Raw genomic sequence first — 20,288 nt, forward strand, 5'->3', positions numbered from 1 at the left:
AAATATTTTTACTTAATTTTATTTTTTACCAAAAAGTAAAATTAGTTTTTATTTTATGCACTATCTCTGTGAGGAGTGATCAATGATTGTGCGGTAAATGATCCAAACTAGAGTTTTTATATTTTTAGCCTAAATAAAAAAGGTGTATAGATTTCAAAACCTATACACCTTCACTTTATAAAGCCAAATTAAACAATCGATAATCTAAACTAAACTTTCCTGTACTGTTAAAAAAGCCAACATTTCCTTATTCATCAGTACTGTTTCGGTTACAGTCGCTGCATGAGCGCCCTGCTTTAAAAGAGTCAACTGTGCATGCGGAAACAACCGTTTTAGGTTTTGTGAGCGTTGGTAAGGCACAAGGAAATCATCTTGGTTTGCAATCAAATGCATCGGTATATTCTGTAAAGTGGCTCGTATCTCCTCGCTCAGTTCAAAGTCCATTAAAGCACTTAGCCGTCGCAATACATTTTCATGCGGTGGAAAGTTTTGAATTTGCAACTGTTCTTGTTTTTGAATACTTTCTATATTTGCTGAAATCCAAGCTGGTGGATATAAAAACAAAGCCTGTGCTTTGACATAAGCCTCAGTGCCAGTGCATGTTAAAAGGTTAATTCGGGTTTCAAAGCATTTATAGGTATGCGCATCTAACGTGTCCCAACCATTTAAAATCGTGATTGACAACATCTGATACTCGGTCGATTGACACAAGTAGGCTAACTCCGCACCAATAAAACCACCTAGTGCATGACCGATAAAATGAAAGCGTCGAATATGTTGTTGCTTTAAAATCAGCAAAAGCTGCTGCCCCAAATCGCGTATGCAATAATCTGGTTTTAATAATGTACTGCTTTCATGGCAACCTTCTTGATCGTAAGTTAGGACATGAAATTTGGTTTGTAGGTCTTGAATTTGTGGCTGCCAAAACTGCGCATGTCCACCTAAACCCGACGACAAAACCACATAATCAGCATCTTCTATATGGGATAGAAAAATTTGTACATTCATCTCAATGTTTACTTTTTGGTCAAAAATATTATCTAGCAATAATTATGCCTTTTAATAAATGTTTGTATTTTTTAAATTTATAATGATATTTTTAAAAAAATCTGTAATTAAGATTTTAATAGTATCTATATGATAAAATATTCAAAGCTTATTATAAATAATCATAAAGAATGAGTTTTTTGATTTAAAAAATCGGCTTAAATTATATAAATATCGAGAACTTAAGTGACATTTTGAATAACTAATTTTGATGTAAATATTAAGTATATATAACTTTAGCTAATATTTTATTTCACTAAAAGCCATGCATATTGGACTTGAAAAGACAGCATTATGAACGGCTTGGTTTTATACTAAGCGCACAGTTGTTTTGTTTTATGAGTAGGTTTTAAATGAACACAGGACTTGAAATAACGTCTATGCGCGACTCTGCTGAAGTTGTTGTGAGTATTTTAAAATCTCTAGCCAATACTGATCGTTTATTAATTTTGTGTCATTTGTCGCAACAAGAACTTAATGTTTCTCAAATTGAAGAAATTACCGACATCAAACAACCGACTCTTTCTCAACAATTAATGATGTTACGTAAAAGTGATGTGGTAAATACGCGTCGTGATGGTAAGCAAATTTATTACTCCATTAAAGATGAACGCATGATTGAAGTTTTAAATACTTTGTATAGCTTGTACTGCCCAAAACCACGTCTCTAAACCAAATCACTGCTATATTTTCTGTGCTCTGAAAACGAATGCTAAGACTTCTTAGCATTTTTTATGCATAATATATCTAAATTTGTGATTTAGATTTTTTTATGTCTGATTGGAATCGTCGTCTAAGCCATTATCTACCCGCATGGCAATGGCTCAAGAACTATGACACGCCTACGTTTAAGTCAGATTTACTTGCATCTTTTATCGTCATTGCCATGTTGGTTCCTCAAGGCATGGCCTATGCCATGTTGGCAGGCTTACCACCAATCACTGGGCTATATGCCAGCATTATCCCAATGATTATTTATGCCATCGTTGGCGGCAGCCCTACACTTTCTATTGGCCCTGTTGCCATCATTTCGATGATGACCTTTGCGACTTTGAGCTCAATGTTTGAAGTTGGTTCACCAGTTTATATACAAGCGGCATGTTTATTAGCCCTAATGGTCGGTATCATTTCCCTACTGTTGGGTTTATTTCGCTTTGGTTTCCTCATCCAACTGATTAGTCACCCCGTCATCCAAAGTTTCATTATTGCATCTGCTTTGCTGATTGCGTTGGGTCAGTTGAAGTTTATTGTCGATCTGCCTTTAAAAGCCAATAATATCCCCAAGTTTGTGGTAAGTGTTTGGCAATACATCAGTTTGACTCATATAGGTACGCTGCTGTTTGGACTGTGTGCAATCGCATTTTTAATTTATGTACCAAAGCTGCTGAATACTAAGACCTTAAAGGGTTGGTTCGGATCGACCGTATTACTTTCGCGTACCATTCCTTTATTTTTAGTGGTTGCCTCAATTGCCTTGGTCTATTTTTTCCAACTGCAAACGCTTGGAATCAAAACCGTCGGAATCATTCCATCTGGTATGCCTCCACTCGATATGCCATATTGGAACTGGACTTTAGTTCTCCAACTTTTGCCAGGTGCAACTATGATCGCGATGATCAGTTTTGTTGAATCACTTTCCATTGCTCAAGCCACTGCTTTACAAAACCGAAGCCAACTCAACAGCAACCAAGAACTTATTGCTTTGGGGTTAGCCAATATCAGTGCAGGTTTCAGTTCGGCCTTTCCTGTAACAGGCAGCCTTTCTCGTACTGTCGTTAATGCAGATGCAGGCGCTCAGACCCCTATGGCGGGTGTGCTCTCTTCGCTGTTGATTATTGTAGTGAGCTTATACTTTACCGGTTTCTTTCAGGACCTTCCTTTAGCCATTTTGGCTGCAACGATTATCGTCTCCATATGGAAACTTGTGGACTTTAAACCCTTCATCGAAGCATGGAAGTATTCCAAAGCAGATGGTATCGCGATGTGGATTACCTTTTTTGGTGTTGTCTGTATCGATATTTCAACCGGCCTGATCATTGGCATGGTTTCGACCTTTATTTTGTTGCTTTGGCGGATTAGCCGGCCACATATTGCTGTGATTGGCTTGGTCGAAGGGACGCAACATTTTCGCAATGTTGAACGCCATCAAGTTCAGACGACGGCACAAGTACTGTCTATGCGTATAGATGAAAGCCTAACCTTCTTAAATGCCAACATATTCAAAGGCGAGCTGATCAATGCCGTGAGCCAAAAACCTGAGTTAGCCCATGTGGTGATTAATTGCTCCAGTGTGAGCAGTATCGACTTGAGTGCTTTAGAAATGCTGGAAGATATTAATCTAGAATTGGCCAAGCAAAACATTCAACTGCATTTGTCCGAAGTTAAAGGTCCTGTGATGGATCGGCTGCAAAGCTCAAAACTATTGAAACATTTGAGTGGGAATGTCTTTTTAACCCATTATCAAGCCATTCAGACCCTTTCTCCACAGCTGCTTAAAACCTCATAAGAGAAAGAATGGCTGCTTGCACTTTTTCAATATAGTGAGAAATATCAAGCAGGCATTTATGATAAAAATCCATTAAATATGTCATTTTAATGAATTAAAATGAATAATAAAAACTGGAATTACAATAACTTAATTTTTATATTTAAATATTTTTCAGTCAGTTAGCAAATTAGGTATAAAATGGCGCACTTAAAATCCGTATTTTGTCCTCGTAATTTCAACAAGGCGCCTCTATGTTTTCTGTTTTAGCGCGAATGAGTCTAGTTACTCGAATTATCATTGCCATTATTTTGGGTATTGGTGTAGCCCTCGTTTTCCCGGGTGTTGCACCTTATTTGAGCCTGCTAGGCGACTTATTTATTAAAGCGTTAAAATCTGTCGCGCCTGTACTTGTATTTGTCTTGGTTCTTGCTTCTATTGCAAATTTTAAAGTAGGTCATAGTGCGAATCTACGTCCTATCATCATCATGTATGCCGTGGGTATGCTACTGGCTGCTTTTTCAGCAGTTGCTGTCAGCATCGCTTTCCCAAGTACGTTGTTCTTAAATTTACCTGCAAATACTGACTTACAACCACCAAGTAGCTTGATTGAAATCTTTAAGAACCTGCTGTTGAGCTTTATTGCTAACCCTGTAACTGCCATTAGTGAAGCAAACTTCATTGGTATTTTAGCGTGGGCTGTGGCCTTGGGTGCTGCATTCCGTCATGCCAAAGACTCAACCAAAGACTTACTCAATGATACTGCACACGCAGTAAATAGCGTGATTCGTTTGGTGATTAACTTTGCGCCTATCGGTATTTTCGGTCTAGTGGCGGTAACCTTTGCAGAAACAGGTTTAAGCACATTAGCAAGCTATGCACACTTATTGGCCGTCTTACTCGGTACAATGGCTTTCGTTGCCTTAGTCATCAACCCGCTTATGGTTGCTGTGGTAACACGTAGCAATCCGTATCCATTGGTATTTCAGTGTTTACGTGAAAGTGGTATCACTGCTTTCTTCACGCGTAGTTCTGCTGCGAACATTCCTGTGAACTTAGATCTTGCAAAACGTTTGGGTGTGGCTGAATCTACAGCGAGTGTAGCTATTCCACTCGGTGCGACCATTAACATGGCTGGCGCCTCAGTGACGATTACGGTGCTTACACTGGCAGCAGTCAATACACTAGGTCTTAATGTTGACTTTACCACCATGATGATTTTATCTGTGCTTGCAACAGTTTCAGCTTGTGGTGCTTCTGGTGTTGCAGGTGGTTCTTTGCTGTTGATCCCTGTTGCGTGTGGCCTATTTGGTATTTCATCTGATATTTCAATGCAAGTGGTTGCAATTGGTATGGTGATTAGCGTACTACAAGACTCTACTGAAACCGCATTGAACTCATCAACTGACGTATTATTTACTGCAGCAGTTGACCGCGCTTCAAAATAATATATTGTAGAATCAGTATATTATTTCTTTTTTGAAGTTATGCCATTTCAACACTTACCACTTTGGATTCAACTGGGGGCATTCTTTCTTGCAGTCAATGCAGGAATGATTAATGTCTTAGGACTGGTGACTGTTTTACACCAGTCCGTTTCCCATATGACTGGTAATGTAACTGTTTTGGCGATGTCGCTTGTACATTGGCAACCCGAAAGCATTTTATATTTGCTATTAGTAACTGTCTGCTATGTCATAGGTTCATTTTATAGCGGTGTAATTTTAGGAAATAGTCACTTTCGATTGGGACGCCGCTATGGCGTACCACTCACGTTAGTGGCTTTTTTTATTTTTCTGTGTTGGTTCTTTCTGCCTTATTTTCCACGCTATGCTTTACTCTGGGCCTGCGTCGCAATGGGTGTGCAAAATGCCATGGTGAGCCATTATAAAGGCACTATCATTCGCACTACACATTTATCGGGTGTCCTTACCGACCTCGGCCTAGCGCTTGGTTATCGATTGCGCGGACTCGTGGTTGAGCGTCGGCGCGTAGTTTTACATCTTTTGATTTTAAGTGGCTTTTTGATCGGTGGACTCTGTGCAAGTTGGATGTATCCCTATTTAAAACTCAATTCTTTTTTAGTTCCAACAGCATTAAGCTTGATCCTTAGTGTTGTATATTGGATCATTTACTTTCGTTATCGTCGTTTTTAAACGCAGTTGTGGAATTCGCTATGGTAAAAAATGCATTACAGGCTCAGTTACTCAAAGCCGGTTTAGTTGACAACAAAAAGGCCAAAAAACTTTCTAAACAAGCAGTGCATGAGCAAAGAACAGGTCAAAGCAGTGAAGCTGAGATCAAGGCAAAAATTGCACAAGACAAACAGCAAAAACAGGCCAAAGATCAAGCCATTGAACTTGAGAAGAAAGCGATATTGCAAGAAAAAGAGCTCAAAGCGACGATCATTCAAATGATCACGCAGCATAAAATCCGGGATACCGACGGTGACGTGGCTTATCAGTTTATTGACGATGGCAAAATCAAAAAACAATATATCAATCAACAAATTTATAATGCCTTGGTTGCTGGTAGCCTCGTGATTGCACGTGATCATGAAAGTTATGCCTTCTTACCTAAAGCTTTAGCTGATCGTATTAATGCCAAACTTGAAGGCTTTATTATCGTAAATACTTCAGAGAAAAATGAAGCAGTCACCGATGAGGAAGATCCATACGCTGCGTACGTGATCCCTGATGATCTCATGTGGTAATTTGAACCATCAGAAGCTTCCATATTGGAAGCTTCTTTTTTCCTAGTTCATTATAAAACTAATTTACCATTCCACTGACCTGACACATCCCGACCATCAACAATTTATACTTCATGACATTCAAATATCGATTTAAAAACCGAATCTACGAGAGTAAATAAACAAGTCGTTGATAACATGTATAAACTTAGTGACACAATTTGCTTAATTCATATAGCTGATTACACTATTTACAGTGTTTTAATCAAAAGAAGATCGCATTTTGGATAATTTTCATTTTATACAGAGTTTAAAAGATTGGTCGGATCAGTATCCTTGGATCGAAATGCTGACAGGGTTCTGCATACTCATTCTAGTGGCTATACTGGCGTATATTATTGCCAAGCATGTTGTCGTTCGCGGCATTCGGCATCTCATCACTAAGCTAAAATTTGCCAATCACGACATCATGTCGCAGCATAGCGTGATTCGTCGAATTGCGAACATTGTCCCAGCAATCGTCATTATGAATGGTATCGTCACCGTTCCTCACCTGTCTGCGAAAATGGTCAGCTTTGTCCAAATGGCGGCACAGGCCTTTATTTTCTTAACCATTGCGCTCGCGATTGGTGAATTACTGAATATCTTCAATTTAGTTTATCAACGCAATCCGAAGTCTAGAAATAAACCCATCAAAGGCTATCTACAGCTGATCAAACTGATTATTTTCATCGTTTGTGGTTTGATGATCTTAGGCACCTTCCTGAAAAAAGATGTCTTCACCTTGCTAGCGGGCTTCGGTGCTATGGCAGCAGTGCTGATGTTGGTCTTCCAAAACACCATTTTGTCTTTGGTGGCTTCTGTTCAGATTTCATCCTATGACATGGTGCGTATTGGAGATTGGATTGAAATGCCATCCCTCAATGCAGATGGTGATGTCATTGATATGTCATTACATACCATCACCGTACAAAACTTTGATAAAACCTTTACCACGATTCCAACCAACAAATTGGTCACTGATACTTTTAAAAACTGGCGTGGTATGTCACAGGCAGGCGTACGTCGTATCAAACGCTCACTTTATATTGATCAAAGTAGCGTTCACTTTATGTCTGAAGCAGAACAAAGCAAACTTAAAGAGTTCTTATTATTAGACCAATATCTGGATCACAAAAGTACAGAGCTGGTTGAGTTTAATCAGAAATTGAGCAATACATCTCCTTGTAATCAGCGACGTTTAACCAATATTGGGACCTTCCGTGCGTATGTTGAGCTGTACCTTAATCAGCATCCGAACATTTCAAAACATCAGTCTTTAATCGTACGTCAGTTACAACCGACTGAAAAAGGCTTGCCACTAGAAATTTATGCATTTAGCAATCAAATTGCATGGAAAGATTATGAAGCGATTCAATCGGATATTTTCGATCATTTGATTGCCATTCTTCCCGAATTTGGTCTCAAAATTTACCAAGCACCATCGGGATATGACATGCAAATCGCAATGTCAAACCCGTAATTTTTTCACTTTGGTATGCTAAAACTACTCTAGTTTTGGCATTCCAAGGTCTTAAAAACGCAGAATAAGCGTTTCAACATATGTTCTAAATCACCAACTCTAGAATAAAGATTCTGGAAATACATAACATTAGTTTTTCAATAACTGTGTTATTTACGTTGTGTATTATGTAAGTTAATTATGTGATTATTTACATGAAATATACTGCAATATCACAATACCAACCTTTTCTCTTCATTAAATTAGCCACTCCTTTTCACTTTGTAAGACTTTCTAAAATGAATACTTTAAATAAATCTTTGTGTGCTGCCCTTTTAGCTGTAGCAGCGACATCTTCTTTTGCAGCAGAAACTCAAGTTGTAGAAACCACTCAAGCTGCTGTTGCAACTGAAAATGCAGCACCTGCTTCAGAAGCTGCTGCATCTGATGCGGTTGCGACATCAGAAGCTCAAGCAAACTAATACTTTAAGCATCTTGGGGGATTCATTCGATTGGATTCCCTTTTATCACTCTTCTCTATATCAGGCTTTTATATCTATTCATCTACATTTCTTGCTATCAATACTACTACAGCAACGTTTAGTCTCTCTCAATTTACACAGACCACTGAGGTCTTTTCATGCTAAAATTTTCAAATTCTACTTATTTATAAAACAAGTCATTACCTCATAAATGACTTATTTTTAGAAGGTTTTATTCATGTTCAAATGGTTTGAAAAACGTGTTGACCCCTATCCAGAAGAAGGTTTAAACCAACCTTTACCGACCACGTTCTTTCCGTTTGTATGGCAGGCCGCTAAAGGTGTGCGTGGCTATTTGCTGATCTTGGTTTTATTCACGGCTGGGGCTGCCAGCTTTGAAGCTTTGTTTTATGCCAAAATTGGTGACTTAGTAAACTGGCTCAGTAAAAGCCAGCCAGAAACATTTTTAGCAGAACATGGTTCAAATTTAGTCCTGTTATTCTGTATTTTATTGGCCAATATTTTATTTGCCAGTTTACAGTCGGTTATTAAACATCAAATATTATTTAGCACTTTTCCCATGCGTCTGCGCTGGCGTTTTCATAATTTACTGCTGAAGCAAAGTCTCGACTTTTTCCACAATGATTTTGCAGGACGACTCTCCGCAAAAGTCATGCAAACTGCACTGGCAATACGTGAGTTTTGGGTTATTTTGGGTGACATGTTGGCTTATGTGTTGATTTATTTTGTCACGGTCAATCTGGTCCTTGCCGCTATTTCCCCGCTCCTAATATTGCCTTTACTGGTCTGGTTGGCGTTGTTTATCTGTGCAGCGTATTACTTCATTCCACGTTTGAGCAAAGTTTCAAATGAACAGGCTGATGCCCGAGCTGTAATGACTGGCCGCGTTACCGATGCCTATACCAATATTCAAACAGTAAAGCTTTTTGCCCATGCAGGACGCGAAAGCTTATATGCCAAAGCCTCGATGCAAGAGTTCATGGTCACCGTTTATAAACAAATGCGTTTAGGTGCCAAATATGAAATCAGCATCCTGTTTTTAAACATAGTGCTTTACGTGGGTGTACTGGGCACCGCAGTTTGGTTATGGATGAATGGGCGAGTTGAACTCGGTGTTATTGCTGCTGCAACAGCTATGATTTTAAAATTGAGCAGTATTGCTGAATTTATCATGTGGCAAACCTCAGCACTTTTTGAAAGTGTCGGCACTATTCAAGATGGCATGAAAACTCTCGGTCGTTCGATCACCATTCAAGACAAACCTGATGCCAAAGACCTTGAGGTTAAACAAGGCGTGATTGAATTTAAAGACGTCACTTTCGCGTACAACAGTAAAAATGTCATCGACAATTTAAACCTACGCATCCGAGCTGGTGAAAAAATTGGGATCGTGGGTCGCTCTGGTGCAGGGAAATCAACACTGATTCAACTATTACTGCATTTTTATCAATTGAAACAGGGTGAAATTTTAATTGATGGACAGAATATTGAAGATGTCACCCAAGACAGTTTACGTCGTAATATTGCCTTAGTGACTCAAGATACCTCCCTGCTACACCGTAGTGTCGCAGAAAATATCAAATATGGCCGTCCCAATGCCAGTGATGAAGAAATGTATGCTGCTGTACGTAAAGCCAAAGCCGAAGAGTTTATTCCTCAGCTGACTGACTTACGTGGTAAATCAGGTTATGAAGCTTATGTTGGTGAGCGTGGAGTGAAACTTTCAGGTGGCCAACGCCAGCGTATCGCCATTGCTCGTGTGTTCTTGAAAGATGCACCAATCTTAATTTTAGATGAAGCCACCAGTGCCCTAGACTCAGAAGTTGAAGCTGCAATTCAATCCAGCCTTGATGACTTAATGCAAGATAAAACGGTGATTGCGATTGCTCACCGTCTTTCAACTATTGCTCAAATGGATCGCTTGATTGTGCTTGATGAAGGTCGTATTGCAGAACAAGGGACACATGAAGAGCTGATTCAAAAAAATGGTATCTATGCGCACCTTTGGCAGCGTCAAACAGGTGGATTTTTAACGGAACAACATCCGATTAAAAAGAAAGAAGCCTAATTTTACTTTCCATTTTCAGCACGCTTAGATCATTATCATCAATGATTTTGGTGTGCTGATTTTAAAAAGATTTTACATAATTTTTAGCATCATTTGCTGAGCCTTTATTTTTATCGAGAGTCTTATATTTTTGCTCATAAATTTATGATATTTATAATATCGTTCCACTAAATCAGAAATGAAAAGGATACTGAATTGATATAGGCTCGGAACATATTGTCCAACAATATGCTCCATGAATTTGAAATATTCATGCCAATATAACTTCAGTCAGAAAAGAAAGAAAAATGCAATGGATCGCGCATGAAAACAGTTTCACTTCGCCAAGATCAAGGAATTCCTGGTGTTTATGGCTTATTGTTGTTAGATGTTGTGTCTCGTTGGGGCTATAACGCAGAGACCCTATTTTCCCCTTTTCAACTCACGAGCGAACAACTCGCAGAGCCTGAGTTCCGCATACCCGTTCATACTGCCAATGAACTTGTGAAGTTAGCCAGCCGTCTCACTGGTGAGCCCACGCTTGGCTACCATCTAGGCACGCAAATGCGTATTTCAATTCATGGCTTCATTGGCTATGCCATTATGACAACTCATGATATTGGCGAAGCCTTGGTACTTGCTAACCGCTTTATTCAACTGCGCATGCCTTTTTTGCAGCTTTTCTTTTCGACCTTTGGCGAAAAAGCGACTTTACAATTACGCTGTGATGTCGATATAGAACCGTTGCGTACCGATATTGCGATCAGTATTATTTTTGGCATTGTTTCTATGAGTAAGGCGCTCACTGGCATTGAAAATCTGGCTGGGGAAATTGATTTCGATTTTCCAGAACCCGAAGGCTTTGATCGCTATCGTGCAAAGCTACCTAACCATAGTGTTCGCTTTGATCAACCACATTTACTTTTGAGTTTTGATAAGCATTATCTCGGCTTTAAAATGGTCAATGCTGACCCACTTGCAAGCCAAATAGCCATTAATCAATGTGAAGCTGAGCTCTCAGCTATGGGCGAACGCCGAAGATTATCGATGCGTGTTCGTGACATTTTAACGCGCTCAGAACAACACTATTTAAGCATCGAGCATGTGGCTGACCTCTTACACATGTCTGATCGCACACTGAAGCGCCAATTGGCTGCTGAAAGCACGTCTTTTTCAACCATTGTGGATGAAGTGCGTTACCGTCATGCCACGTCACTTTTGTCACGTACAGACTATAGCTTAGAGCAAATCGCGGATGAACTGGGATATAGTGATGTGGCAAATTTCAGCCGAGCATTTAAGCGTTGGAGTGGACGCAGCCCGAGTAATTGGCGTAAAGATCCGTATTTATAGATCTTTTGTTTTGATAGAAAAGCATGTATAAATCATGCGAAAAATGATTTTTGTATTTTAAGGAGTTATTCATGAATCATCCTTCAGAATTGAAGTATGCAAGTACACATGAATGGGTGCGTATTGAAGGTGATCTTGTTGTAACTGGTATTTCAGACCATGCACAGGATGCTTTAGGCGATTTAGTCTATGTTGAAACACCAGAAGTTGGTCAACAAATCACTGCGGGCGAACAAGCGGGTGTGGTTGAATCTGTAAAAACGGCTTCTGATATTCATGCACCGGTTTCTGGCACCGTGGTAGAAATCAATGCCAATCTGGAAGATGATCCTGACTTCGTCAATGATGACCCCTACGGCAAAGGTTGGATTTATAAAATCAAACCAGACAATATCGCAGATGTAGAACAACTCCTTTCAAGCACAGCCTATGAAGCAGGTCTATAAGCCTAGTATTCATATTTACGGCTCAAAAAATCAGTCTGCGGACTGATTTTTTTGCAATTATTCTCTTATTTTGATAAATTAACTTAATATTTTTATTTTCAAATCGCTTAAATATCAGCATTTATTACTATAATTATACTTTTCACGTGCATTATCTTATAATTTGATTGTTCTAATTTCACAGCCGTGACCTAGCTTCTACATAAAATAATAGCAACAGCTCACGCCCTGTGGCCTCATCTTCGGACCAAAGGTTCTGCATGTCTGCTCTTAATACATCTTCGCTATGGAATAAGTCTTTTATTCTTTGTTTAGCGAACAATCTGTTTTTGTTCATCTTTTACTTTGCGCAGACCTCAATTCTCCCAATCTATATTTTGAATGATTTGGGTGGAAGCCTTGCACAAGCAGGCTTAGCCATGACTTTGTTCATGGCATCGTCTATCGCAGTTCGCCCTTTTAGCGGACTCATTATTGAAAAACTGGGAAATAAGAAAACGCTTTTTATCGCGGAAGCCCTATTTTGTTTGTTTTCCTTGGCTTATTTGTTTGCTGATAATTTACACCTGTTGTTACTGATTCGTTTTCTACATGGCATTTGGTTCAGTATCGTCACCACAGTTGCCGTACCTATCGTCAATGAGTTTATTCCAGAAAAACGTAAAGGCGAAGGCATGAGCTATTTTGTCATGTCGATTAATCTGGGGATTGTACTTGGGCCATTCCTCGGTTTAACCCTGATCCAGTCTGTATCCTATCCAATGGTCGCAGGAATTTTAGCGTTTAGTGTCTGTCTCGGTTTCTTGTTTTGCCTCTTTATCCCAATTCAGCAGACCACTCAAAAATTGACACCACCCGTGAAGCGCAAGCTCAGTATCCATGACTTTGTTGAAACTAAAGCCTTGAATATTTCAATTATGGGTATGATCGTTTCTTTTTCCTATGCCAGTATTATGTCGTTCATTTCAACTTATGCAGAGTCTAAACATCTGCTGAACTACGCGAGCTTGTTTTTTATCGTCTTTGCGATTTCCATGATGAGTCTACGCCCGATTACAGGCAAAATTTATGACCGTCGCGGAGCGAGCTATGTGATTTACCCAGCGATTATATTATTTAGCTTAGGACTTGTGAGTCTCAGTCAGATTCAATCTCTGACGGGTTTATTGGTTGCGGCAGTATGCGTTGGCATGGGCTTTGGTTCTGCACAGCCTTGTCTACAAACTTTAGCTATTCAAGGTGCGGAAAAGCATCGGATTGGCCATGCGACCTCCACGTTCTTTACCATGTATGACTTAGGTATTGCTCTTGGCTCTGTATTGTTGGGTCTACTCATTTCTAAGCAAGGTTATAGCTTCACCTATTTATTCTGTGCACTGACAACCATTTTAAGTTTATTGTTCTATGCCGTTATCGCGAATAGAAAGAAAACCGCTTAAAATATCAGTCCGTATGCGCATAGCAATGAACATACGGACTCAGAAAATTAGGCGTCGGCCTTCTCTTCTTCAGCGTCTTTGGCTTTTTCAGCAACCGCTTGATCAAAAGACAAAGCACTACTTGAGTTTAACTGTGGGTTAGCACGACTACTCTTTAATTTAATCTGTAGACGTAATTCATTGACCGAGTCTGCATTTCGTAGCGCCTCTTCATAAGCAATTGCACCTTGATTGTATAAATCAAACAAAGCCTGATCAAAAGTCTGCATGCCTAACTCTCGTGACTTCGACATCACTTCTTTAAGTTCGTGGAAATTCCCTTTAAGTATCAAGTCTGACATCAAGGGTGTATTAAGCATGATTTCTACTGCTGCTCGGCGACCACGCCCATCTTCAGTTCGCACCAAACGCTGTGAAATAATCGCCTTCATATTGGAGGATAAGTCCATCAAAAGTTGATTGCGACGCTCATCTGGGAAAAAGTTAATAATTCGATCTAAAGCTTGATTTGCATTATTGGCATGCAATGTTCCAAGGCATAAATGACCTGTTTCCGCAAAAGCTATAGCATGCTCCATAGTCTCCGTGTCACGAATCTCACCAATTAAAATGACATCGGGTGCTTGGCGCAGAGTATTTTCAAAGCATTGTGCCAAGAATGACAGTCCACACCCACTTCTCGATGAGTAATCATCGATTTCTTATGTTTATGTACATACTCCACAGGATCTTCAACCGTAATAATGTGCCCTGCTGAGTTTTCATTTCGATGATCAATCATGGCTGCTAAAGACGTCGATTTACCCGACCCTGTACCACCGACAACGAGGACCAAACCACGTTTTTCCATAATTACGTCTTTTAAAGACGTTGGAAGTTGTAACTTAGTGAAGTTAGGAATTTCCGCAGTAATCGTACGAATCACCATACCTACATGCAGTTGCTGCTGAAAAACATTGACACGAAAACGTGAAACATTGGGAACGCTAATTGCAAAATTACACTCCAGCTCAGTTTCGAACTCCAATCGTTGCTTCTCATTCATTAAACTATAAGCAAAGAGTTTGGTCTGATCAGATGGCAAGTTTTGTTGACCCAATGGCTTCATAAGGCCCTGATGCTTAATACTTGGCGGAAAGTCTGCAGATATAAATAAGTCTGAACCACCATACTCAACCACTTTGCTGAGCATGTGAAACATCATCCGACGGGCTTCTTCTAAAAGTTCTGCAGAATACATAGTGTTCTCTAAAATTAGTGCAAATAGCTGACTTTAAAAAGCATTTCTTTTATTCAAAATACAATTTTTATCGTGTTGTTTCAGGCTTCTGATTTTGCATAAGTTTATGCTCTAGCTCAACCTAATTTATCGTTTGATAAATAACTTTTAGCTTATTTTTCAATTTATTATCTTCATTTATTGAACTGGATCACAAAAAAGACCTTTCATTGAAAGGTCTTTTGGGCTGCGTTGATTAAGCACTACGTTGAATGGCATGACTGCGTAATGTGTCGGCAGCCTCTAAAAGTACTTGCTCGGTTTTTTCCCAGCCTAAACAGCCATCGGTAACAGACTGACCATAGACCATGTCATCTGAAATTTTCTGATTACCATCAACCAAATGACTTTCAAGCATGACACCACACACATTGCTTTGCGTACGTTCTGCAACAATGCTACGCAATACATTAGGTTGATTGAGTGGATTTTTACTACTGTTACCATGACTACAGTCAATCACCAAAGCAGGTAATTCACCTTTGACTTTATCTTGCATATGACGAATATCGGCTAAAGCATAGTTAGGCCCTGAGTTTGCACCACGTAAAATCAAGTGTGGCTTCGGGTTTCCTTGGGACTGAAGCATACATGCCATGCCTTGCTGCCCAATTCCCATGAACTGGTGAGGGTTTGATGCAGACTGAATCGCATCCAGTGCAATTTGAATTGAACCATCTGTGCCATTTTTGAAACCAATGCTGAATGGCATATGACTCGAAATTTCACGATGAATCTGCGACTCGCTGGTCCGCGCACCAATAGCTCCCCATGCCAACAAATCATCGAAATAAGCAGTCGCCATCGGGCTTAAAATTTCTGTAGCAATCGGCAAACCCATTTCAATAATCGCTAAATACAATGCTCGAGACTGCTCTAATCCCAACTGCATATTGGAAGATCCATCAAGTAAAGGATCGTATAAAAAACCTTTCCAACCCACTGTTGTCCGTGGTTTTTCAATATAAGCACGCATTACGAAGAAAATCTGATCTGAAACTTTGGTTTGTAATTGTTTTAACTTTTCAGCGTATTCTAAAACCGCAATAGGGTCATGAATGGAACATGGGCCAGTAATGACCATTAAACGATGGTCTTTGCCTTCTAATATATTTCGAATGGTTTGACGCTGTTCAGTAATTTGTAGTTTTAATGGCGCTGAAAGTGGCAACTGCGCTTTGAGTTGCTGCGGCAAATTTAGAAGTGTTTCTTGAACTGTTGTTTGTGTATTTTGTAGTGCAGTATTTAAAGCATTCATTGGTTTGTATCCTTTGGACTGTGGTCTTCAGTCCGATCTTTTATTTGAGCGTTATGGGTCTAATGGATTGCTGGGCTAAAGTCATAAATTGACTAAAGTAAAACCAATGAAAGTTGCTAAAGTATGAATAGTTAGTTGTTTTCATGAAGTACTCCAAAATTTATTAAAACAGCAGATATAAAAAAACCTGACCAGGGTTGCCGATCAGGTATTAACTAGGTGGGCAACCTTTTGATGCCCGAACGCGTTCAGGCAATTATCTAAATTGCCAAAAGTAATAATTTGCGTTAGAAATTACAGGTTGCTTTAACATTTTTATATCTTCAAAAATATGTTATCTGAAATTTAAAATACGCTGATTTTTTTGCTTTTACAACACTTTTTTATGCAAAAATTCAGTTCCACCCTGTTTAAGTTGCTGTCTTCGCCTTTAGCTCAATTGCCTCATCATATTTGAGTTCATGAGAACGAACACTCTATAGAGCCATACCTAGTGTAATTTTAGCAACTGCATTTCTGCCTGCTGAGCACAAACAGGCGGACTAAACAGATAGCCTTGCCCAATATGACAGCCCATATCTCTTAAAAGCTGCAATTGCATTTCAGTTTCAATCCCTTCAGCAACGATATCCATTGATAAAATCGGACCAAGCTTGGCTAACCCTTCGACAATGGCATAAATTGATTTATCATCACTTAAACGTTGCACAAAAGAGCAATCAACTTTAATAATATCAACAGGATAGTCACGTAAATGAGTAAGAGAAGAATGCCCTGTACCAAAATCATCCAGTGCTATTCGCACACCATTTGCTTTGAGTTTCTTTAAGGCACGAACCACATATTCATAGCCGCGTTCAGCCAAATGATATTCAGTAACCTCAATTTCAACAAATTTTGAGGGTATGCGGTAGGATTTGAGACGTTTTAAAAAGATCTCTGCAAAATTATCACGCATAAACTCAACAGGTGCTGCATTAATTGAAATAGGTACAATCTGTAAGCCTTTTGCCCGCCATTCAGTAATCTGCTTGAAAACCTGATGCTGCATAATCTCACCAATACGGCTGGATAACTCATAATCATTAAAGGCTGCTGCAATTCGTGCAGGACTTTGAATGTTATTCTGATCATCACGCCAGCGTAAGAGTGCTTCATAACCGATAATTCTTTTTGAATCTAAACACACTTTCGGTTGAAAGAAAGCCTCGATAGCAACATTACGAATAATTTGATGCGCACAATTAAGTTGTTCAGATTGCTCCCGTACCGCATTAAACATATCCTGATCAAACATGCGCATACCACCGCGGCCCTGCGCTTTAACATCATTCAGTGCTGTATCGGCACACTTGAGTAGCTCACTGAGGTCATTGGCATCATCTGGATAGAGGCCACATCCAATGCTCATACCACCATTGATGTAGTTCCCCGAAAATGTGATGGGAATCTCGAGTTGTTGCAAAATTTGCTGGGCAATTTGATTGAGCTCACCTATATCCTGCACATGCGGAACAATCACACCAAACTCATCCCCACCAAGACGTGCTAAGAAAGCACGCCCTTCTAGAATTTGTTTTAAGCGTTTCGATAAAATTCTTAAAAGGTGGTCGCCTGCCGCATAGCCCAGTGTGTCATTGATGGTTTTAAAGTGATCTAAATCCATCAGCATGACGGCTAACTTTTGTTTTTTATCACGTGCACTGTTATACATTTTTCTGATTTTTTCTTTAAACGCACGTCGGTTATTTAACCCAGTTAACTCATCACGTTCGCTGCCTTGTTTTAATTTTTGTTCAGTCAAATATTGCAGCGTGATATCACGTGAAACACATAAAATACTCTGGGTTTTTCCGTCAACATCAAGTACAGGTGTCAGAACATTATCCCAATAATAAACTTTTTCATTCAGTAAACTCATGCCATTAAAATGGGAAATTTGGCCTTGCCCCGCATCATGCAATGCTTTTTTGGCTTTTTTACGCACCGCAGGAGGCAGTAGTTCAACCCAAGACATACCGAAGCCTTTAACATCTCCACTTCCCAATAACATGACACATGCAGACTTATTCATATGTGTGACCGTACCATCTGGCTCAACCACAATAATACAGTCTACACTGGCATTTAACATATCCGAATGCGCACGTAACAGCGCCAAAGACTCGATATAAATTTTCATGCCCTGATGAATATCAGTGCAACTCAGCTGAAATCCAGCCGTAGAGCGATCCATTTCACCTTGGACTAAAAACCAATGATACTGGCCCTGATGATTACGAATACGGCAGGTTTTTTCAAATGTGAGCTCGGCAATTATCGGTTGATGCAAAAATTCATCTAATGCTGGTATATCTTCTGGATGAATATATTCGACCAAATTGAAGCTATCTGCGGATAAATCCATTCCTCCCACATACTGACGTAAGGGTAAATTTATATATTTGCAGAGGTCATTATGTATCCAAAAAAGCTGAGGAATAATATCAATCAGATGGTGGTCTTTTTTTGAAGTAGAACTCTTTCCTGCCTGTTGATCATAAGCAATATTTTTAGATTTATTCTTAGGCTGTGAATGGGTTCGAGACATAATAATTATCTGCAACTTAAACTTGCTGGTTTAGTCCATAACCAGCCATATTGTTTAAAAAAGAAATCAAGCAAAGTCATGAAAAACAATGAAAAAACAAAAAAGTAAATATAAGTATAATGACGCTGCGTGATTACCATCACAATATGCATCATATACAACTTATATAAGCGTATACCAATGAAAAATTGCAACTATTACACAAATTAGACAAATAACTGAGAGCCGTTTTCAATAGCAAATGAGCAGGTATTTGAGCGACATAGCAAAGCTAAACAACTTTCACTGAAAAACCAATATTAACAATAATTTATTTTAAGTAAATGCCGACTATTCACATAATGATTAAATTTAATCCGACTTACACAAAGACATCATATAGAGGGATTTTACGCCCTACTTTTGTGCAAAAAAAGCAGAAACCTAATGGGTCAATATTATCCAATAAAGTTTCTGCTCTGGTACATGCTTGTGAGCTATGATTTAAAGATTTTTTTCTTCAATAAACTCAGATTGTGTTTCAGAAAAGACTGTGTAGGGTCACTTTTTTCATAACACTCATTTGGCAGTGAGTATTTAGCCAATTTCACCCAAACAGATGAAAACTGTTTGATAAAACTCGCTTCATTGTAATGAATTCCATACTCTGCACACAGTGCTTTAATTTTGGGAGCTACTTGCGTATAGCGATTGGCTGGCATGTCAGGGAAAAGATGATGTTCGATTTGATGACTCAAGTTCCCGCTTAAAATATGCAAGCCCTGTGTCCCACTAAAATTACTTGAGCCTCGAATTTGGCGCAGATACCACTCAGCCCGTGTTTCATTGTCGATATTGTCCATTTCAAAGTTTTCAGCGTCTTCGGTAAAGTGACCATTAAAAATCACCGCGGATGCCCATAAACTACGAATAACATTGGCTACTGCATTTCCTGCAAAGACTGGCAGAGCATTTGGCCCAGCAATGATTGGGAAAAATATATAGTCCTTAATCACTTGGCGTTTCATTTTCTGCCTAAAATCATATGACTCTATCCAAACTTCGCGCCAAGTTTTTGTTTTATACGCCACCACATCTTCTATATGCAGATTTTGTATACCAACATACCACTCAAAAAATACCATCAATTGTGCAGCTAAAGGCAGATTCAGCAAAAAGCGAGGTTCCCAGACCTGTGCATCGCTCACACGGACTAAGCCATAGCCGACATCATGATCCATACCAACAATATTGGTGTAGGTATGGTGGATATAATTATGTGTATGTTTCCAGTCAGGGCCTGTGGCCATAGTATCCCAGTCATAATTTGTCCCATTGAGACTCGGGTCATTTAACCAGTCAAACTGACCATGCATGACATTATGCCCAAGCTCCATATTTTCTACGATTTTAGATACCCCCAATAAACCTGTGCCCAAAAGCCATACTGGAGGCAGCCATCCTGCAAACATAAGCAGCGCTCGTGCGCTTATTTCGCTATAGCGCACAAAATTTCGGATTTTGTAAATATATTGAGCATCTTTTTCATTGAGACTTTCCATCACTTCACGACGGATCGCTTCAACTTTCGCACCAAACTCTTCAATTTGTGCAGGACTTAAATATTTGGATTTACTGCTTTCACTAAAATAAACGGGAAGATTCATAT

General features: G+C 39.3%; 15 protein-coding genes and 1 pseudogene. 11 read left to right on the plus strand and 5 right to left on the minus strand.

Features of this window, described 5'->3' with window-relative positions; translation table 11 throughout:
- Positions 1-204: 204 nt before the first annotated feature.
- Entirely contained in the window at positions 205-1,008 is an 804-nt protein-coding gene (gene rutD / locus AC4MDD_RS08870) for a pyrimidine utilization protein D (protein ID WP_491881426.1), read from the minus strand.
- 392 nt (positions 1,009-1,400) lie between these two features.
- Between rutD and AC4MDD_RS08875 the strand changes: the two genes are divergently transcribed.
- The 11 genes from AC4MDD_RS08875 to AC4MDD_RS08925 all read left to right on the plus strand — a co-directional run bounded on the left by AC4MDD_RS08875 (position 1,401) and on the right by AC4MDD_RS08925 (position 13,513).
- Positions 1,401-1,718, plus strand: a complete 318-nt coding sequence (locus AC4MDD_RS08875; protein ID WP_004693230.1) for an ArsR/SmtB family transcription factor — start codon at positions 1,401-1,403, stop codon at positions 1,716-1,718.
- Between the two features lie 101 nt (positions 1,719-1,819).
- Positions 1,820-3,553, plus strand: a complete 1,734-nt coding sequence (locus tag AC4MDD_RS08880) for a SulP family inorganic anion transporter (RefSeq protein ID WP_491881427.1) — start codon at positions 1,820-1,822, stop codon at positions 3,551-3,553.
- A 233-nt stretch (positions 3,554-3,786) separates the two neighbouring features.
- A complete protein-coding gene (gene sstT, locus AC4MDD_RS08885) occupies positions 3,787-4,980 on the plus strand; it encodes a serine/threonine transporter SstT (protein ID WP_004979798.1) in 1,194 nt (397 codons plus the stop codon).
- A 39-nt stretch (positions 4,981-5,019) separates the two neighbouring features.
- On the plus strand, positions 5,020-5,688 hold the full coding sequence (locus AC4MDD_RS08890) for a YoaK family protein (protein ID WP_491881428.1): 669 nt from the start codon (positions 5,020-5,022) through the stop codon (positions 5,686-5,688).
- Positions 5,689-5,708: 20 nt separating this feature from the next.
- Complete coding sequence (locus AC4MDD_RS08895; protein ID WP_005399509.1) at positions 5,709-6,245, plus strand: DUF2058 domain-containing protein; 537 nt, start codon at positions 5,709-5,711, stop codon at positions 6,243-6,245.
- Between the two features lie 262 nt (positions 6,246-6,507).
- Complete coding sequence (locus AC4MDD_RS08900; protein WP_491881429.1) at positions 6,508-7,746, plus strand: mechanosensitive ion channel family protein; 1,239 nt, start codon at positions 6,508-6,510, stop codon at positions 7,744-7,746.
- 194 nt (positions 7,747-7,940) lie between these two features.
- Positions 7,941-8,207 (plus strand): hypothetical protein, encoded by a 267-nt coding sequence (locus AC4MDD_RS08905; protein WP_039889627.1) that lies wholly within the window; start codon positions 7,941-7,943, stop codon positions 8,205-8,207.
- A 238-nt stretch (positions 8,208-8,445) separates the two neighbouring features.
- Positions 8,446-10,296 (plus strand): ABC transporter ATP-binding protein, encoded by a 1,851-nt coding sequence (locus tag AC4MDD_RS08910; RefSeq protein ID WP_491881430.1) that lies wholly within the window; start codon positions 8,446-8,448, stop codon positions 10,294-10,296.
- Between the two features lie 303 nt (positions 10,297-10,599).
- Positions 10,600-11,628: an AraC family transcriptional regulator gene (locus AC4MDD_RS08915; RefSeq protein ID WP_004693238.1), complete on the plus strand. Its 1,029-nt coding sequence runs from the start codon at positions 10,600-10,602 to the stop codon at positions 11,626-11,628.
- Positions 11,629-11,699: 71 nt separating this feature from the next.
- Positions 11,700-12,074, plus strand: coding sequence for a glycine cleavage system protein GcvH (gene gcvH / locus AC4MDD_RS08920; protein WP_004693240.1), 375 nt, complete (start codon positions 11,700-11,702; stop codon positions 12,072-12,074).
- A 260-nt stretch (positions 12,075-12,334) separates the two neighbouring features.
- Complete coding sequence (locus AC4MDD_RS08925; protein ID WP_491881431.1) at positions 12,335-13,513, plus strand: MFS transporter; 1,179 nt, start codon at positions 12,335-12,337, stop codon at positions 13,511-13,513.
- Between the two features lie 47 nt (positions 13,514-13,560).
- On the opposite strand, the pseudogene AC4MDD_RS08930 reads toward AC4MDD_RS08925, so the two are convergent.
- From AC4MDD_RS08930 to AC4MDD_RS08945, 4 genes and pseudogenes are all read right to left on the minus strand, one after another.
- A pseudogene (locus AC4MDD_RS08930) lies at positions 13,561-14,753 on the minus strand (PilT/PilU family type 4a pilus ATPase).
- Positions 14,754-14,988: 235 nt separating this feature from the next.
- A complete protein-coding gene (locus AC4MDD_RS08935) occupies positions 14,989-16,050 on the minus strand; it encodes a 3-deoxy-7-phosphoheptulonate synthase (RefSeq protein ID WP_491881432.1) in 1,062 nt (353 codons plus the stop codon).
- Between the two features lie 490 nt (positions 16,051-16,540).
- Positions 16,541-18,640, minus strand: coding sequence for an EAL domain-containing protein (locus tag AC4MDD_RS08940; RefSeq protein WP_491881433.1), 2,100 nt, complete (start codon positions 18,638-18,640; stop codon positions 16,541-16,543).
- A 476-nt stretch (positions 18,641-19,116) separates the two neighbouring features.
- Positions 19,117-20,286: a fatty acid desaturase family protein gene (locus AC4MDD_RS08945; RefSeq protein WP_491881434.1), complete on the minus strand. Its 1,170-nt coding sequence runs from the start codon at positions 20,284-20,286 to the stop codon at positions 19,117-19,119.
- Positions 20,287-20,288: the final 2 nt, after the last annotated feature.

This window comes from Acinetobacter sp. CAU_H_29a_1 (assembly GCF_058599505.1).

Excerpts from the sequence above, each read along its gene's own strand:
- rutD (WP_491881426.1), bottom strand. The coding sequence starts at position 1,008 with ATGAATGTACAAATTTTTCTATCCCATATAGAAGATGCTGATTATGTG.
- AC4MDD_RS08945 (WP_491881434.1), bottom strand. The coding sequence starts at position 20,286 with ATGAATCTTCCCGTTTATTTTAGTGAAAGCAGTAAATCCAAATATTTA.
- sstT (WP_004979798.1), top strand. The coding sequence starts at position 3,787 with ATGTTTTCTGTTTTAGCGCGAATGAGTCTAGTTACTCGAATTATCATT.
- AC4MDD_RS08905 (WP_039889627.1), top strand. The coding sequence starts at position 7,941 with ATGAAATATACTGCAATATCACAATACCAACCTTTTCTCTTCATTAAA.
- AC4MDD_RS08915 (WP_004693238.1), top strand. The coding sequence starts at position 10,600 with ATGAAAACAGTTTCACTTCGCCAAGATCAAGGAATTCCTGGTGTTTAT.
- gcvH (WP_004693240.1), top strand. The coding sequence starts at position 11,700 with ATGAATCATCCTTCAGAATTGAAGTATGCAAGTACACATGAATGGGTG.
- AC4MDD_RS08895 (WP_005399509.1), top strand. The coding sequence starts at position 5,709 with ATGGTAAAAAATGCATTACAGGCTCAGTTACTCAAAGCCGGTTTAGTT.
- AC4MDD_RS08925 (WP_491881431.1), top strand. The coding sequence starts at position 12,335 with ATGTCTGCTCTTAATACATCTTCGCTATGGAATAAGTCTTTTATTCTT.
- AC4MDD_RS08910 (WP_491881430.1), top strand. The coding sequence starts at position 8,446 with ATGTTCAAATGGTTTGAAAAACGTGTTGACCCCTATCCAGAAGAAGGT.
- AC4MDD_RS08880 (WP_491881427.1), top strand. The coding sequence starts at position 1,820 with ATGTCTGATTGGAATCGTCGTCTAAGCCATTATCTACCCGCATGGCAA.
- AC4MDD_RS08890 (WP_491881428.1), top strand. The coding sequence starts at position 5,020 with ATGCCATTTCAACACTTACCACTTTGGATTCAACTGGGGGCATTCTTT.
- AC4MDD_RS08935 (WP_491881432.1), bottom strand. The coding sequence starts at position 16,050 with ATGAATGCTTTAAATACTGCACTACAAAATACACAAACAACAGTTCAA.
- AC4MDD_RS08875 (WP_004693230.1), top strand. The coding sequence starts at position 1,401 with ATGAACACAGGACTTGAAATAACGTCTATGCGCGACTCTGCTGAAGTT.
- AC4MDD_RS08940 (WP_491881433.1), bottom strand. The coding sequence starts at position 18,640 with ATGTCTCGAACCCATTCACAGCCTAAGAATAAATCTAAAAATATTGCT.